The organism is Novosphingobium gossypii (assembly GCF_050433305.1).
GTDB classification, from domain to species: domain Bacteria; phylum Pseudomonadota; class Alphaproteobacteria; order Sphingomonadales; family Sphingomonadaceae; genus Novosphingobium; species Novosphingobium gossypii.
This window is the reverse complement of record NZ_JBNPXM010000002.1, coordinates 168,104-184,404: the sequence shown is the minus strand read 5'-3', so window position 1 is coordinate 184,404 and position 16,301 is coordinate 168,104. Positions and strand designations below refer to the sequence as shown.

Genomic DNA, 16,301 nt, shown 5'->3' with positions numbered 1-16,301 from the left:
GGCGAGCGCGCCGACAATCCAGCAGGTGTTGCAGCTTTGCACCGCAGGAAATCTTATTGCGCCCAAGGCATTGGATATTGTGGACGACAGTGTGTTCTTACTCGGCATTGTCACAAGCCCACCCTAGAGGCCGCGCTTCGCTGGCGCCTGAAGGGGCGCTGCCATGCTCCACGGCTATGACGATGTCGCCTAGCGCCGCTGGAGCATGAAGTTAAGGGGCATGACGATGAAGATGAAGACGTACCTGCTGGCTGGCATTCCGGCGCTGCTTTCGACCGCAACCCCCGTCTTCGCGCAGGATGCGGCAAGCACCGGTCCTGTTGCCGACGATGCGTCCGCCGACATCGTCGTCACCGCCCAGCGCCGTCCCGAGAACATCCGCGATGTGCCGATCGCCGTCTCCGTCCTTGGCGGCAGCAAGATCACCGCGATCGCCGATGGCGGCGCCGACATCCTCTCGCTCGCCGGCCGCGTGCCAAGCCTCTATGTCGAAAGCTCGAACGGCCGCTATGCGCCGCGCCTCTACATTCGCGGGCTTGGCAACGTCGATTTCGACTTCAACGCCTCGCAGCCGGTGTCGGTGGTCCTTGACGACGTTGTGCTGGAGAACGTCTACCTCAAGGGCTTCCCGCTGTTCGACCTCGACAGCGTGGAAGTGCTGAAGGGTCCGCAGGGCACCCTGTTCGGGCGCAACACTCCGGCAGGCGTGGTCAAGATGGACACCCGCCGCCCCGGCACCGAAGCGGGCGGTCAGGCCGAATTCACCGTGGGCGAACTGGGCACGATCCGAGGCGAAGCCGGCGTGACGATCCCGGTCACCGATACTTTCGCGATCCGCCTGGCCGGTCTTGTCAATCACCGCGAAAACTGGGTCGACAACGGGTACGAGAACACCACGTTCAACCGCAAGGGCCACGATCTGGGCGGGTTCGACGACGTTGCGGGCCGCATCCATGCGCAGTGGAAGCCGGACGATCGCCTTTCTGTCCTGCTCACACTGCAGGCGCGCGACTATCGCGGCACCGGCACCCTGAACCGCGCCAACGTGCTGACCACCGGCTCGAACCAGCTCAACGACCGCTACGACCGTGATCGCGTCTATTACGACGGAGGGCGCAACAACCCGCAGACGCAGCACACCAAGTCGGAAGCGCTGCATGTCGATTACGACTTCGGCGGCGCGACGCTGACCGGCATCGTTTCTGCGTATCAGGCGGGCAGCTCGGGCCGTGGCGACATCGACGGCGGCGTGCTGGGCACCACGGCGGGCAGCGGCACCATCCCGTTCCGCTCCGAAACCGGCACCCTGTCGAGCGATCTGGACCAGCAGACTTACGAACTGCGCCTTTCCAGCGATGGCGATGGCCGCTTCGGCTGGCAACTGGGCGGGTTCTACTGGCACGAAGACTTCGAACTGATCTCGGCCACCTGGAACGGCACCGGCGGCATCGATCCCACGATCATCTCCTCGCTCAACCAGAAGAGCGACAGCTGGTCGGCCTTCGGTCAGGTCCGCTACGACCTGACCGACAAGCTGCGCATCACCGCCGGCGCACGCTGGACGCATGATAAGCGCGACCTCGTGGCAGAGCGCACCAAGGGCGCCTACTTCATCGATACCCGCAAAGTCAGCGACGAACAGCCCAGCTGGGACGTCAGCGCGCTGTACCGCTTCAGCCCGCAGGTCAGCCTGTTCGGCCGCATTGCGCATGGCTATCGCGGTCCTTCGATCCAGGGCCGTATCGCCACGTCGAACATCCTGACGACGGCGGATTCGGAGACGATCACGTCCTATGAGGCGGGTATCAAGGCAGCGACGCCCGACAACCGCTTCCGCCTGGACCTGACCGGCTACATCTACGAGATCAAGGATCCGCAGTTCACCGCGATCGGCGGCCAGGGCAACTTCAACCAGCTCATCAACGCCCGTCGCGGCATCGGTCGCGGCGTGGAACTGGAAGCATCGGCCAACCCGTTCAAGGGCCTGCAGCTGAGCGGCGGCGTGTCGTACAACTTCACCCGCATCTCCGACCCGGACCTGCTGGTGGCGTTCTGCGGCGCGGCCTGCACCGTGCGCGATCCGATCGTGAACGTGGGCACCACCCGCCGTGCCGCGATCAACGGCAACCCGTTCCCGCAGGCACCGCGCTGGCTGATGAACTTCAACGCCTCGTACACGTATGAAATGAAGAACGGCAGCAAGCTCTATGCGCAGACCGACTGGGTTGCGCAGTCCGACTTCAACCTGTTCCTTTACGACGCGACCGAGTTCCACGTCGGCACGAACTTCGAAGGCGGTGCCCGCATCGGCTGGCGCTCGCCGTCCGACAGTGTCGACGTGTTCGCCTTTGCCCGTAACATCACGAACGAATCCAACGTGATCGGCGCGATCGACTTTAACAACCTGACCGCGTTCGTGAACGATCCGCGTGTCATCGGCGGCGGCGTGGGCTTCCGTTTCTGACACGAAAAAGGCGGGGTCGCATGCGGCCCCGCCCTTAAAACCATGATCGACGAAGGGCAGTTCCGGCAGGAGCTGCCCTTCTTTCATCCGGTCAGAACGCGACGCGGAAGCCCACCGAATACGTGGCCGGCGCGCCGACCATGCGCGATGCGCCGTTCATCTCCGGGAAGTAGGTTTCATCGGTGATGTTGCGTCCCATCGCATAGATCGACCAGCCGCCGGGCGATTCCAGGTCGATGCGCGCATTCAGCAGCGTGTAGGCCGGCGAGATGTTGCCGACCACCGCGTTCAGGCGGTTCGATTCCTTGCCGTGGTGAAACACGTTAGCCCGGCTCGTCAGCTTCCAGCCATCGCCGAAGCTGTAGCTGTGGACCAGACCGACGCGCCCCGTCCACTTCGGCGCGCCCGGCAGCGGATCGCCCACCGTGGCCAGAACGTCGGCGATACGGGCGGAGTTGAACTCGGTGATGCGCGAATAGAGGTATGTTCCCGAAGCATCGAAGTCCAGCTGATGCCCGCCGGAGCGCAGCACCGTCAGGTTGATCGATCCTTCGATGCCGCGCGTCCTGGCCTTACCCACGTTGGTGCGGCCGTTCGTGTCGTTGGCCAGGCGGGTGGTCGCCTGCAGGTTATCAAAGTCATTGGCGAAGGCATCGAGCGAAACGCGCAGCGGCCCGCTGAAGTAGCGCACGCCCGCTTCGTAGGCCCAGACGGTTTCCGACTGGAACGGCTCGGTTTCGGCCAGCGTCATGATCGACGTGCCGTCGAACCCGCCCGAACGATAGCCGCGCGCCACCGAGGCGAAGACGTTCAGGTCTTCGTTGATGAACCACTGCACAGCCGCGCGGCCTGACAGGTCGCTGTCCTTGAACTGCTTGTCCCAGCTGAAGTTGGGCGTCGTTGCGAAGAACGCGGCGTAGTTGGAAATGCCCCACGGGTTGTCATCGACGTTGCGACCCTTGGAGTCGATCACGTCGCTGGTATAGCGCAGGCCGCCGGTTACGCGCACGTCCGGCACCACTTCGTAATCGACCTGTCCGAACACCGCGCCGTTGCGGCGGCGCTGGTTGTGGATGTTGTGATAGATCGTCCGGACGGCCCAACTGGTCCACTGGCTCTGGTAGTCGATCTTGTCGCTCATGAAGAAGCCACCGAACACCCAGTTGAAGCGGCCCTGCTGTTCGTTGCGCAGGCGCGCCTCGAACGAGGCCTGGCTCAGTTCTTCGTCGAACAGGTACTCGTACTGCGGATAAGGCGTGCCGTCGCCGTTACCCCCGACCTCACGCTGAGTGGATTGCGCACCGACCACCACATCCAGCCGTACATCGTCACTGACCAGATGCGACAGCTGCGCGGAGCCGCCCTGGATGTCGATGCTCTGGTCGAAATATTTGGCCGAGTAGAACTTGTAGGGGTCGCTGTCCTCTCCTGCGTTCAGCACGCTGCTGTCTTCGGCGGCGCTAATGCGGTCGTACTGGCGGGCATCGCCGCGATCGCGACTGGCGAAAGCCTTGAGGGTCAGCGTGGTGTCCGGCCCGAAATCAATGTCGAGGGTGCCGCGTGCGGCGAACAAATCCTTGTCGCCGAAGCCCTTGCGCTCGCCCGGATCGGTGATCGCAGGCACCTGCGTCTGCACTCGCTCGCCGACGCTGAGCCGCGCACCGGCCAGGTCGCCCGCGCCCATGCCATGCATGAAGCCGCCGCCCTGATCGGTCATCACCGCCACCCGCAGGCGCACGTTTTCGCCCAGCGGACCGCCGAAGGCCGCTTCTGCGCGCATGCTGTCGTAGCTGCCATAGCGGGCATCGACATAGCCTTCGAAGTGGTCGCTGCCGCCGCGCGTGATGGCGTTGATGACGCCGGCGGTGGTGTTGCGGCCATAAAGCGTTCCCTGCGGCCCCCGCAGTACTTCGATGCGCTCCACGTCGAACAGCGGCATGCCAAGATAGGCATTGGAACTCTGGTAGACGCCATCAACGTGCAACGCCACCGAAGGGCTGCCGTTGGGCTTGTAATCGTCCGCGCCACCAATCCCGCGGATGCTGAGCAAACCGTAGCTTTCGCCGCCGGTGCCGTAGTTGATGGACAGGCCGGGAACTTCATCCACCAGACTGGCGAAGTCGGTGATCTTGCGCTTTTCGACCTCATCGCCGGACACCACGGTGATGGCCTGCGGCACCTTGGACAGATCTTCCTGACGCTTCTGTGCGGTCACCACGATGTCGCCGTTCGCAGCGGCATCGGTGGCGGCAACGTCACGGCCCAGCGCGCGCCGCTCGGCAGCGAGCGAGATCATGTTCGAGCCTTCGAAGGCGATCGTCATGCCACGCCCTGCGATCAGGCGGCGGATCGCCTCGGCGCGCGTGAAGCGGCCCTTGAGCGGAGCCGAACGGCTGCCGGCTACGACGTCATACGGGAACACCATCTGCACCCCAGCCTGCCGACCGAACTCGTTGAGGGAGGCCGCCATGTTCTGGGCGGGAATGTTGAACGCGATGGTCTGCTCATGGCTGTTGGCTTGCGCTGCATGAGCAGGCGCGACCGCAAGGATCATGGACAGTGCGATAGAATGAACCGGCATGTTGCCCCCTTCGGAAGAACCGTGTCTCGGAAAGGAGGATGGGCGAAGGCGGCACCGCCTCCATCGCGGTGCGAAAAATTTGTTCAGCCTGCCGAAAGCATGATCGCGCCGCTCTCGGCACGGCGTGCGTGAATGCCGAAAGAGGCTTCCAGCGCCGTGAGCAGTTCCGCCGGATCGGTGTTGGTGAACCGCCCGCCAAGACGGATGCGCGACAGGCGGGGATCGGCCACCACCAGCTTGTCATCGAGATAGCGGTTGAATTCCGAGACGACGAAATCGAGGCTCTCGCCCTCGAAGACCAGTTGCCCGTTCCGCCAGCTTCGGGCCCGGTCGATCGCCGCGGCTTCTGCCGGGCGTACGGCCAGATCGCCGCCGATGACCTGCGCCAGCGCGCCTTCGCCGACCTGTCGGCGCCCGGTATCGGCGGTGCCCTTCAGGACCAGCAGCGCCACCGTTTCGGGTTCGCGCCGGGCGTTGAAGATGCCGGGTTCAAGGTCGAACCGCATGCCATTGGCAGACAGACGCAGCGCCGGCCCCGCCACGGCGCGCACATCGAGCCCGATCTCTCCGCGTTCCAGCCAAAGCGAGCGCGTCGTGCCTTTGATCCGCCAGCTTATGCGCGTGTCGGTGTTGAGCGAGACCCGCGTGCCATCGGCCAGCACCACCGTGCGCCGCTGGCCCACGGCCGTTTCCGCGTAATCGCGGGCGGCGGCCTGCATCGCCACGGTGCCGCCTGCCAGCACGATGCCCCCCGCCAGCATACCGCCGCGCAGCATGTTGCGCCGGTTCAGGCGCGATGGCCGGGGCAAAGGGTCGTGCAGGGCGCGCAGCGGTTCGATCTGTTCGAAGGCATCCACGACTTGCGCGAACGCGACCGCGCGCCGGGAATCCGCCGCGCGCCAGGCCTCGAAGTCCTCACGCGTGGCCGATCCGGCGTCCAGTGCGGCCAGCCAACGGGCCGCTTCTTCCATCAGTTCGTTCGGGTTCGGCGGCGTTGCCATAGGCGTGAAATCGTCGGTCCTTCTGACTGCGCAGGTGCTTCCTGCAATGCGCGGGCCAGGATGGCCAGCCCCTTCGCAAGATGCTTCTCTACAGTAGAGACGGACAAGCCCATCCTCACCGCTATGTCACGCGGCAACATTCCTTCGAAACGTCGCAACTGGACTACGGTACGGGCCTGGGCGGGAAGCGTTTCCATCAGCTCCATCAGCCGCGACAGTTCGATCTGACCGGAGACGACCGCGAACTGATCGGGCGCGCCATCGGCGAAGTCCATCGCCTCCATGTCGGCCAGATGCTCAAAGCGGACCACGGATGCCCGGCGATGGCGTTCATGGGCAAGGTTGCGGATGATGGTCATCACGAAGCCGCGCGGGTTGGCGACCTCGCGCTGGTTTGCAGCGTCGATCGCGCGGGCATAGGCTTCCTGCACGAGATCCTCGGCATCGCTTGGCGACACTAGGCGCGCGGCCTGACGGCGGAACGCGGCGCGATGCGGCAGCACTTCATCGATGAACCAGCGATCTGCATCCCGTAGCCAGGTCAAGGCATGTCCCTATCTCGCACTCTGGGCCGCGCCGTTAGTTGCAGGTGATGACAGTTTCGGGACGAAGCCCGTCAGATGAGCGCCGTGACGGGCAGAACCTCACGGCTCAAACTGTTCCGGCGGGTTCGACCTCCTCAATCGGCTCCAAACGGATCGAGGAACAGGATCGACAGGTTCTTTTGTGGACGCCAATTGCGCTTGCGCATTTCAAAGGTCGTGGGGCCGATCTTCCTGACGCCTTCCCCGCAAAAGCTGACCAGCGTTTGCGGCGTCCCCTTGTCCACCACCAGCCGGAAGTCGCCAATCGGCTTCTTCCAGTTGCCACCGGTCACTAGGATATATTCGATCCAGTTCTCCGAATAACGCGGCCCGCTGTCACCCTTTGCCGACCGGCGCAGGGTCGTCAGGATCGCCGGTTCCACGCAGTACGTCCTGACCGTTTCGTCTGACCCATCCTGATCGATGCCGGTCATTACCGTGCCGCCCACCGAAGGCTTGTAGCGATGCTCGATCGTCACTGGTTTCCCGGCAGCGAAGTCCTGAAGCCAGTGGTAGGTCGTTCTCACGATCCATAGCGGCTGGTCATCTTCGTCGATAAGCCCCAGCTTGCGGGCTTCGGCGCGCTGTGCCTGCGACAGACCGGCTATCGCGGCATCGGCACCGCCGGTATGAACGGCGATGGGAATGTGGTTCGCCGCCAGCCAGCTGCTGCGATCAGTGCCCCCAACGATCGCCTTCTGCTCAAGGATTGTTTGAACCGGCTTGCCGTTCACCAGCGTCGTGAACCCCAGGATATTGGCCGTCGCATCGACCGGCACCGACACATCGCCATCGAAGAAGCCCTGCCCACCGATGTCCGGCAGAGGAAACGCAACCCGCACCGTCGTATCGCGGCCGCTGCTGTTCAGAAACCGATACCGCACCCGCACCGCCTCGCGCGAGATATAGAGGTCCTCCGACTGCATCTCGATCGTATCGCTCTTGGTGAGCACCAGCCCCCCGGCGGCGAGGTTTGCCGACGTATCATTCGCACGGATTTCGCCCCCATGTAGTGCCGCCACCACCGCTAACAGCGCAAGCGTGCGCCATACTGCCGGCTTCATGCCTTTCTCCCCGTGTCTCGGTGCCGCGATGTACGACCGATCCGTGAGCGAGTCACGCACCGGCCTATATTTCCGGGCGCGATACGGAAAGGAGGGGAGACTGGGTAGTTGCCATGATTCCAGCGGATTGCCGCATCCTGCATGATAGGCAGGTTATCACCGAAACTGCCTTGTCGCTTGTTATGAACATCGTTGGCGGCCAGGCGCGCGGCGTTCTTGCACGCTAAGGCACTCTCCTCTCACGGGCCTGGTCGATCATGATCATCGTGATCGTCACCGCAAAAGATCCCGCAAGGAACAGCATCCCCAAGGCTGTGGATCCGGTATGATCCCTGATCGCGCCGACCGCCAGCGGGCCAAGGTATCCACCCAGATTGCCGAATGCGTTGATGAAGGCGATCCCCACCGCAGCGGCGGGGCCTTGCAGGAAACGCGGCGGCAGCGTCCAGAACACACTTTGCCCGCCATAGAGCCCGAACGCCGCCACGCAAAGCGCCGCGAGAGACAGCGCCGGGCCCGGCAGAGCCGCTGCCGCGAGGCCCACTGCAGCGAGCAGTGCGCTCAGCAGCACGTAACGGTGCCGCCGCCCGGTACGGTCGGACCGGCGCGGCACGATGCAGAGCGACAGCGCTGCGAAGACATACGGCACGGAGAACAGCAGCCCGATGACGATGGGCGAGGCGCTCGTGGCCGAAAGGATTGTCGGCAGCCACAACGTCACCCCGTAGATCGCCAGCGGAAACGGCAAAAAGGCAAAGGCCAGGCGAAGCACCCGGCCGTTGCGCAACACGCTCCATACATTTGGCGAGGCGCCGCCGTTCTGTGGCGCCTCCTCCCTGATCGCGGCTTCGATCCAGTCGCGATCGCGTGGAGAAAGCCAACTGGCGGCGGATGGCGCATCGGGAAGCAGGAACAGCGTCGGTATCGCCAGCAGCACCGCCGGAGTTCCGCTGACGATGAACAGCCACTGCCACCCGCGCAGGCCGGCAAGACCGTCCAGCCCGAGGAGCACGCCCGAGAGCGGTCCGGTGACGATGAGGGCGATCGGTTGCGCTATCAGGAACAGGCCAAGCACCCGGCCGAGCTGGCGCTGGGGATACCAGCGGGTGAAGAAGTAGAGGATGCCCGGGTACAGCCCCGCCTCCGCCGCGCCGAGCAGGAAACGCAGCAGGTAGAACATGTTCGGCGACCGGATCGTCGCCATCAGGATCGTCACCGCGCCCCAGGTCACCAGAATGCGCGCGAACCAGCGGCGCGCACCGATGCGGGCGAGGATGAGGTTGCTGGGTACTTCGAGCAGGAAGTAGCCGATGAAGAACAGGCCCGCGCCAAAACCATACGCGGTGTCGGACAACCCGACGTCGGCGCTGAGCTGGAGCTTGGCGAAAGCCAGCACCGACCGATCGACATAGGCGACCATGTAGAACAGCATCAGCAGCGGAACGAGCCGCAGCGTCACCTGCCGCATGATCCGTGCTTCGGTTGCTTCGGCGCTCTGGCCCGGTAACGTGTCAGTCATTCGGGCGGGCCGGCAGTTCGGCCAGCAGAGCGGGATCGACCTGCTCGGTTCCGATTATGCTCCACAGGTGATGCACCGAGACCCAGGGCAGCCAGGCGCGATGGCCGCCGAACCCGCGGCGCAGCGAAAGGTCGAAGTTCTCCTGCTGCCAGCCCGGTCCGACCAGATCGTAAGTGCGACCCGGCAGCGCCAGCATGGCCTTGGTGTTGCGCAGCAGGATGCGCGCGACATCGCGGTAATGCGGATCACCGGTCAGCTTGTGAAGGCGGGCATAGGCGGGCGCAGACCAGTCGAGGTACTGGTCCACCAGACCGCGACCGCCGATCACCACGACATTGACGCCGGTGGTCGGCACGCCCTTCTTCCAATGCAGTTCGCCCTCGATCCCATCGTCCGCCATCGGCACGTCCCACAGGTACATCCAGGTCTCGGTGAAGTCTGCCGCCCGCGCCGCGCGTTGGACCCAGACCCTGTCGCCGGTGAGATCGTAGGCCGCGAGGAACGCCTCCATCGAGAGCATCCCCGCTTCCTTGTCGATCACATCGGGGAAATCGAGCGTGGCGCCGGTGAACACCCCCGCCTCGCCCTGATCTTTCCAGACATAGCCGGCAGCCTTCAGCGCCGCTTCGCGGTAGCCGTTCCCCCGGTCACCGTGTGCCTGCGACAGCAATGCCAGCATCGGCACCGGCGCATAACTGGAACTGGAGGATTCCTCCACCACCTTGCCGGTGCCGCGCTCCCACGCGCGCGGGAAGGAGCCGTCCGCGCGTTGCTGCGGAAGCAGCCAGTCGGCAAAGCCGGTGGCCCAGGCGAGCCATTCGGGATGATCGCGGCCCTGCTTCTTTTCGCGCGCATAGGCCTCAAGCAGCTTGCGCAGGTCCTCGGACAAGGCGCGCACGAACACGCGCGATCCCGCATCGACGTTGCCGCGCCAGCTGGAGGGCGGGAACGAGACGGTGGGGCGACCGGTAGCGAGGTCGATCGCCTCGCCGGAGGGTGGCGAGAGCGTGAGGCCGCGCACGAAGGTGTCGATGATCGCCAGCGCCGTGGCCCGCAGCTGCGCGCCGCGCGGGCCGCCGTCGCGATCGGCCTCGATCAGCAGAATGTTGGCGACTTCGATGTTCTTGCCCACGAAGCCCATGGCGGCCCGCATGTCATCGGGGCGGTGCCAGACCTGCCCGGTGGTGACTTGATGTATCCAGGGAAGCCCCGTCCGGCCTTCGACCGTCATCACCCGGCTGGCAAGCTGATCGGTGACGGCACGGCGCACCTGCGCCAGATCCAGCGCTGCGGGTTGCGGAGCCAGCGACGCGTAGGCCCAGCGCCAGGTGTTGCGGGTGAAGGCCGGGAGCGACCGGTCGCGGGCGATCCGCAGATCCAGCCGATAATCGTGGCGTACCTCGGCGCTTAGCGGGGCATAGCGTCGGCGTGCCGGGCTGCCGGCCACACCCGGCTCCACGATACTGCCGGGCAGCCAGAAGCCGAACTCGGTCCCGCCTTCGCCGCGCTGTGCCGCCCCGAAGGCACCGAAGCGGAAGCGCGGATCGACCAGCACGCTAGCGGCGTTGGCCCGGGTGTCCTCCTCGGTGGTGTTGCCGGTGGGGGCGGGGTCGAGCATCGCCAACGACGTACCGTCGGGCAGCATCGCACCCAGCAATGGAGCTGGCAGCGCATCCTCGCGCACTGCAACGTGCCCCTTGCCGTAAGCTATGCTCCCGGCGGCACCATGGGTGTTGTTCTGCCCCGGGCCACCGTAGAGCACGCCGGGAGAGAAGAACCGGACATCCTGAAAGCGCGCGCCCGGCGCCGCCAGCAGAAGCCCGCTGGTGAAGCCCACGCCGGGTGCCCTGCCCTCGACGCGGACGGAGCGGGCGATGTGGACGATCCCCGCCTCCATGCGGTAGCTGTCCTCCACGTGCAATGTGGCCGCGCCTTCAACCAGACTGGCCGAGGCGACAACGATGCCGCCGCGCCGCTCTGCAGACCGATAGGCAAGGTCGATGGTGGCGATGTCGCGCTCGCTGCGGAACAGTTCGACCCGCACGGGGCGCGGGGCAGCGATGCTGCCGCCGATGCGCAGGCCAAAGCCATCCGCTTCGCGAACGAACCGGACCGGAACCCGACCGTTCACCACACCGACCTGCACCGGCTTTTCCGCCGCCAAAGCCGGCACCCCACCTGCCAGCACGACCGCCAGCAGCGGCGCCAGTACCTGCCGAAAGCGCATCAGCGAATATCCAGCATCACGACAGACTTGGCTGGCAGGGCGACTGTCAGCGTGTCTCCGGCGATCCGGGCCTGGGTGAAAGGTCCGGGCGTCACGGCGTCGGCCTCGCCCGGACGATTGTGCGCGTCGATCGTCGCGGCGGTGACGATCCGACCCGAGACCTGCGTGCCCGATACACCGGTCAGCTTCACCGTCACCGTGGACGGCCGATCGGGATCCACGTTGGTCAGGCCGAGATGGACCGCCCCGTCCGTGCCGCGCACCGCGCTGGCGCTGACCGTCTTCAGGGTCCATTCGTTCTTGTTGTACCAGCCCGTCGCTACATCGACCGGCAGCACCACGCCGTCTCCGTAATCCTTGTAGAGATCGAAGATGTGGTACGTCGGCGTCTTCACCATCCGCGCGCCGTCAGTCAGCAGCAGCGCCTGTAACACGTTGACCATCTGCGCGAGGTTCGCGCCGCGCAGCCGCTCTGCATGCCGGGCGAAGATGTCGAAGTTGAGGCTGGTCACCAGCGCGTCACGCAGGGTGTTCTGCTGGTAGAGGAAGCCAGCCTTCGTACCGGGCTCCTCGTCGTACCAAGTGCCCCACTCGTCCAGGAACAGCGCGACCCGTTTCTTCGGATCGTACTTGTCCATGATCGCGGAGTGTTTGGTGAGGATCTCGTCGATCATGATCGTCTTGGCGAGCGTGCGCGCCCACTGGTCCTCGTCGAAGCCGGTGGCTGCGCCGCGCGGGCGCCCGACGTAAGGATGGGTGTAATAGTGGACGCCGATCCCGTCGAAGGATGTGCCGGCATCGCGCATCATCACCTCGGTCCAGTCATAGTTGTCTTTGTTGGCACCGCTGGCGATCTTCATCGTGGTCTGGCCGCGGGGCAGCTTGACGAACGTGCCGTAGCGCCGGGTGAGGTCGGCGGCGTATTCGGGGCGCATGTGCCCGCCGCAGCCCCACAGTTCGTTCCCCAGCCCGAACATCGGCAGCTTCCAGGGCTCCTTGCGGCCATTCGCCACACGCTCGTTGGCAAGGGTAGAGCCGGCGGGCGCAGTCATGTACTCGACCCACTCCGCCATTTCCTGCGGCGTGCCGTTGCCGATGTTGCCCGAAACGTAAGCTTCGGCACCGACCAGTTCGGAAAACTCCATGAATTCGTGCGTGCCGACCGCGTTGTCCTCGGTCACGCCGCCCCAGTGGGTATTGATCTTGACCGGCCGCCTGGCACGCGGGCCGATGCCTTCGCGCCAGTGGTATTCGTCGGCGAAACAGCCGCCCGGCCAGCGGATCATCGAGACGCGGATGGCCTTCAGCGCATCGACCACGTCCGTCCGATAGCCGCGAATATTGGGGATCGCGCTTTTCGGGCCGACCCAGATGCCGCCGTAGATGCCGGTTCCCAGATGCTCGGCGAACTGGCCGAACAGGCGCTTGTCGAACCGGGCCGCCGGACGGTCCCCATGCACCGTGACCGTCGCGGTCGGGGCGGGAGCTTCAGGCGCCTGCTGCGCCGCTACGGGGACGGCGAGAAGCAGGGCCAGCGGGGCGAGCATCCGGGCGATCATGACCGCACGGCCTCCACCACCGCCGACATGTCGCGATCGGCAAACCCGGCCTTCGCCGCCGCGTCGAAGCGCGCGCGGGCCGCTGCGGCGCTTTCAAGGGTGATCCCCTGCCGCGCGAACTCGGCCTCGGCATAGCTCAGATCCTTGGCCATCAGCGGCACCAGGAACTGCGGTTCGAACGCGCCGTCCAGCATACGCTGGCCTAGCATCTTGAGGATCGGGCTGCCGGGAGCGCCGGTGCAGAGCAGGTCGAATGCGCGCTGCACGTCCAGCCCGCTACGCTCGAGCATGACGAGCGCCTCCGCGATGCTGGCGACCTGCACGCCGCAAAGGAAGTTGTTCACCAGCTTGAGCGTCGCGCCGCTGCCGGTCGGCCCAAGGTGGATGACTTCGCTGCCCATCGCCTCGAACACGGGCCGGGCCTGCTCCAGCACGGCTGCGTCGCCGCCGGCCATGAAACGCAACGCGCCGTCGTTGGCCTGCCGCCTGCTGCCGGTTACGGGCGCGTCGAGGAAGCCGATGCCGCGCCCCGTCGCGGCCTGTGCGAGCTGGCCCACCCATTCGCTGGTCAGCGTGCTGCACTCGACGGCGACTGCGCCCCCGCGCATCGCCGCAAGCGCGCCGTCCTCTCCCGTCCAGACCATGCGCGAGCCCGCATCGTCGGCCAGCATGGCGACGACCACGTCAGCGTCTTGTGCCGCCTGTGCCGGGGTGTCGGCAATCCGCGCTCCGGCTTCGCCCAGCGGCTCGGCCCTGGCACGGCTGCGGTTCCATACGGTCAGTTCATGCCCGGCGGCCAGAACCCTGCGCGCCATGCCCGAGCCCATGATGCCCAGGCCGAGAACCGCCACTTTCATCTTGGTCATGCGATCACCTTGAAACGGGAAAGAGCCTCTTCGTCTATCTCAAGCCCAAGGCCGGGCAAGTCATCATCGAGATCGACGAAGCCGCCCTGCGCCTGCGGCTCGCCCTTGAAGATGTACCAGAACAGCTCGTTGCCAACCTCTACGTCCACCATCGGGAAGTATTCGGCAATGGGCGAATTCAGGCTGGCCATGACGACATGGTAGTTGTGCATCTGCCCGGCGTGCGGAACAACCGGGATCGAGTATGCTTCGGCCAGAGCCTGAATCTTGCGCGCGGCGGTGATGCCGCCCACCCGGTTCGTGTCGAACTGGAAGTAGTCGAGCGCGCGCGCTTCGATCATCTGGCGAAAGCCGTAGCTGGTGAATTCATGCTCGCCTGCGGCGATCGGCGTGGTCCCGAACCGGCGCAGCTCGTGGTAGCCGTTGATGTCGTCCGGGATGATCGCTTCTTCCAGCCAGCGCAGATTGAACGGCTCGATCAGCCGCATCATGCGCTTGGCGTAGTCCAGGCTCCAGCCCATGTAGGCATCGGCCATGATGTCGATCTCGTCGCCCACCGTCTCGCGCACGGTGCGGATGAGTTCCACGTTGCGCGCCATGCCCTCGGCGCCGTCGATCGGCCCCCAGCCGAACCGCAGCTTCATCGCGGTGTAGCCTTCCGCCTTGTAGCGAGCGGCCTCGGACGCGAGTTCGTCCAGCGGGATCGAGTACAGGCGGCTGGCGTATACCGGGATCTTCGCCTTGGTACGCCCGCCCAGCAGGCGGAACACCGGCTGTTTCGCCGACTTGCCCATCAGATCCCACAACGCGATGTCCAGCGCGGAGATGGCGACCAGCGCCACGCCCTTGCGGCCGAAAGCCATGGTCTTGCGATACATGTGCTGCCACAGGAATTCGACGTCCCAAGGGTTCTCGCCGATCAGCAGCGGCGCCAGATACTGGTCGATAAGCTGCTTGGTGACGAGCGGCGCCAGCGCGGCATTGCCGATGCCGACAAGGCCGTCGTCGGTGAATATCTCCACCACCAGCCAGCCGTGAAACGTGAAGGTGCCCATCGTCTCGGGGCTGAGCCGGGGCGAGACGAGGTCCATGGGGTTGGTGCAGAAGTGCGGGGGCAGCGTGACGGTCTCGCCTTCCCACTGGACGACACGGGTACGGATCTCGGTGATCTTCAAGGGACGGCCTTTCGCGTGAAATCGATTTGCGCAATGCGCGGGATGGTGAACCAGATCAGCCCGAAGGCGATGATGTGGAGCGTGGCGGCCACGGTAAGCACCGGCGTGTAGCCAAGCCCCGCGTCCAGTGCCCAGCCGGCGGCCTGGCCGGTAAGGATGCCGCCGAAGGCCCCGCCAAGCCCGACGAGCCCGGCCAAGCGGCCAAGCGCGGCACGCGGCACAAGGTCGGTGGGCAGCGTCATAACCAGCGTGGACCAGCTCTGCTGACCGAAGAAGGCAAGGCTGAAGAGCGCGATCACGGCCGCGACCGAGCCGCTATAGGGCGCCAGCATGACCCAGGGCATGCAGGCGGCGCTCAGGCCCAGCGCGATCTTACGGGCAGCATCCACCGAACGGCCCGAGGACAGCAGGCTGCTTGAAAGCCAGCCTCCCGCCAGGCTGCCGACCCCCGAAGCTGCGTAGGGAATCCAGCCGATGGTGGCGGCCTGCCTAAGATCGAAGGCATGGGCTTCGAACAGGTACTTGGGCAGCCAGAAGAGATAGAAGTACCATGCGCCGTCGCTCAGCAGCTTGGCGAGGACGACGCCGCGCACCTCGCGCCGGGCAAGGAGTTGCCCTATGCTGAGCGGCGGGCCGGTCGCCTCCGCTTCGGCGATCATGGCGGCGCCCGCAGGGACGCGGTAACTGGCATACCACCAGCCCGCCCAGAGCAGCCCGAACAGGCCGGTGATGAAGAACACCCAGCGCCAGCTGGCAAGGTCGAACCAGGTTCCATAGGCGAGGATGCCCGCGATCAGCGGCGGCGCCAGCACCGCACCGACGGCCGTACCGGCGTTGACCAGTCCGATCGCCGCCGCGCGCCGTTCCGGAGGGAACCACTCGGCCACGGCGCGGGTCGCGGCGGGAAAGCCGCCCCCCTCGCCCACGCCCAGCAGCAGCCGGCTGACGACCAGCGCGGCGACGCCACCGGCCAGACCGTGGCTGGCGCAGGCAAGCGACCAGAACACCATGATGAACAGGAACCCGCGGCGGGTGCCCACCTTGTCCAGCAGCCAGCCGCCGCCCAGGTACATCAGGCCGTATGTGGCCAGAAATGCGCTGTCGAGCGCGGCCTTGGTCTGGTTGCCGATCGGGATGTCGGCTTCGATGTACTTGATCGCCCAGGGCAGCGTCTGACGGTCGAGATAGCTGATCGCGATCGCCACGGCGATCATCGCCGCGATGGCCCAAGGCCGCTGCATGCCCCTGCCCTGCGTCATGT

11 protein-coding genes are annotated in these 16,301 nt (G+C 65.6%); 1 reads left to right on the top strand and 10 read right to left on the bottom strand.

The features are described from left to right. Window positions 1-226: 226 nt before the first annotated feature. Window positions 227-2,464: a TonB-dependent receptor gene (locus GGR40_RS06435; protein ID WP_429275386.1), complete on the top strand. Its 2,238-nt coding sequence runs from the start codon at window positions 227-229 to the stop codon at window positions 2,462-2,464. 91 nt (window positions 2,465-2,555) lie between these two features. Here GGR40_RS06435 and GGR40_RS06430 read toward each other — a convergent pair whose 3' ends face one another. The 10 genes from GGR40_RS06430 to GGR40_RS06385 form a co-directional block, all read right to left on the bottom strand. Further along, on the bottom strand, window positions 2,556-5,018 hold the full coding sequence (locus GGR40_RS06430; protein WP_429275385.1) for a TonB-dependent receptor: 2,463 nt from the start codon (window positions 5,016-5,018) through the stop codon (window positions 2,556-2,558). Between the two features lie 110 nt (window positions 5,019-5,128). Then, on the bottom strand, window positions 5,129-6,046 hold the full coding sequence (locus GGR40_RS06425) for a FecR family protein (RefSeq protein ID WP_429275384.1): 918 nt from the start codon (window positions 6,044-6,046) through the stop codon (window positions 5,129-5,131). Then, on the bottom strand, window positions 6,016-6,591 hold the full coding sequence (locus GGR40_RS06420) for an RNA polymerase sigma factor (RefSeq protein WP_429275383.1): 576 nt from the start codon (window positions 6,589-6,591) through the stop codon (window positions 6,016-6,018). Before GGR40_RS06420 ends, GGR40_RS06425 begins: the two co-directional genes overlap by 31 nt. Before the next feature lie 134 nt (window positions 6,592-6,725). After that, window positions 6,726-7,694, bottom strand: coding sequence for a DUF4424 domain-containing protein (locus GGR40_RS06415; protein WP_429275382.1), 969 nt, complete (start codon window positions 7,692-7,694; stop codon window positions 6,726-6,728). A 223-nt stretch (window positions 7,695-7,917) separates the two neighbouring features. Further along, window positions 7,918-9,213 carry an MFS transporter gene (locus GGR40_RS06410; RefSeq protein WP_429275381.1) on the bottom strand — a complete coding sequence of 432 codons (1,296 nt, stop codon included), beginning with the start codon at window positions 9,211-9,213 and terminating at the stop codon, window positions 7,918-7,920. Next, a complete protein-coding gene (locus GGR40_RS06405; protein ID WP_429275380.1) occupies window positions 9,206-11,440 on the bottom strand; it encodes a YyaL domain-containing protein in 2,235 nt (744 codons plus the stop codon). The genes GGR40_RS06410 and GGR40_RS06405 overlap by 8 nt, the downstream gene beginning before the upstream one ends. Then, window positions 11,440-12,999, bottom strand: coding sequence for an alpha-N-arabinofuranosidase (locus tag GGR40_RS06400; protein WP_429275379.1), 1,560 nt, complete (start codon window positions 12,997-12,999; stop codon window positions 11,440-11,442). The genes GGR40_RS06405 and GGR40_RS06400 overlap by 1 nt, the downstream gene beginning before the upstream one ends. Beyond that, complete coding sequence (locus GGR40_RS06395; protein WP_429275378.1) at window positions 12,996-13,865, bottom strand: NAD(P)-dependent oxidoreductase; 870 nt, start codon at window positions 13,863-13,865, stop codon at window positions 12,996-12,998. The genes GGR40_RS06400 and GGR40_RS06395 overlap by 4 nt, the downstream gene beginning before the upstream one ends. Beyond that, on the bottom strand, window positions 13,862-15,040 hold the full coding sequence (locus GGR40_RS06390) for an L-rhamnonate dehydratase (protein ID WP_429275377.1): 1,179 nt from the start codon (window positions 15,038-15,040) through the stop codon (window positions 13,862-13,864). Before GGR40_RS06390 ends, GGR40_RS06395 begins: the two co-directional genes overlap by 4 nt. Next, window positions 15,037-16,281: an MFS transporter gene (locus tag GGR40_RS06385; RefSeq protein ID WP_429275376.1), complete on the bottom strand. Its 1,245-nt coding sequence runs from the start codon at window positions 16,279-16,281 to the stop codon at window positions 15,037-15,039. Before GGR40_RS06385 ends, GGR40_RS06390 begins: the two co-directional genes overlap by 4 nt. Window positions 16,282-16,301: the final 20 nt, after the last annotated feature.

Excerpts from the sequence above, each read along its gene's own strand:
- GGR40_RS06410 (WP_429275381.1), bottom strand. The coding sequence starts at position 9,213 with ATGACTGACACGTTACCGGGCCAGAGCGCCGAAGCAACCGAAGCACGG.
- GGR40_RS06435 (WP_429275386.1), top strand. The coding sequence starts at position 227 with ATGAAGATGAAGACGTACCTGCTGGCTGGCATTCCGGCGCTGCTTTCG.
- GGR40_RS06400 (WP_429275379.1), bottom strand. The coding sequence starts at position 12,999 with ATGATCGCCCGGATGCTCGCCCCGCTGGCCCTGCTTCTCGCCGTCCCC.
- GGR40_RS06385 (WP_429275376.1), bottom strand. The coding sequence starts at position 16,281 with ATGCAGCGGCCTTGGGCCATCGCGGCGATGATCGCCGTGGCGATCGCG.
- GGR40_RS06415 (WP_429275382.1), bottom strand. The coding sequence starts at position 7,694 with ATGAAGCCGGCAGTATGGCGCACGCTTGCGCTGTTAGCGGTGGTGGCG.
- GGR40_RS06395 (WP_429275378.1), bottom strand. The coding sequence starts at position 13,865 with ATGACCAAGATGAAAGTGGCGGTTCTCGGCCTGGGCATCATGGGCTCG.
- GGR40_RS06430 (WP_429275385.1), bottom strand. The coding sequence starts at position 5,018 with ATGATCCTTGCGGTCGCGCCTGCTCATGCAGCGCAAGCCAACAGCCAT.
- GGR40_RS06425 (WP_429275384.1), bottom strand. The coding sequence starts at position 6,046 with ATGGCAACGCCGCCGAACCCGAACGAACTGATGGAAGAAGCGGCCCGT.
- GGR40_RS06405 (WP_429275380.1), bottom strand. The coding sequence starts at position 11,440 with ATGCGCTTTCGGCAGGTACTGGCGCCGCTGCTGGCGGTCGTGCTGGCA.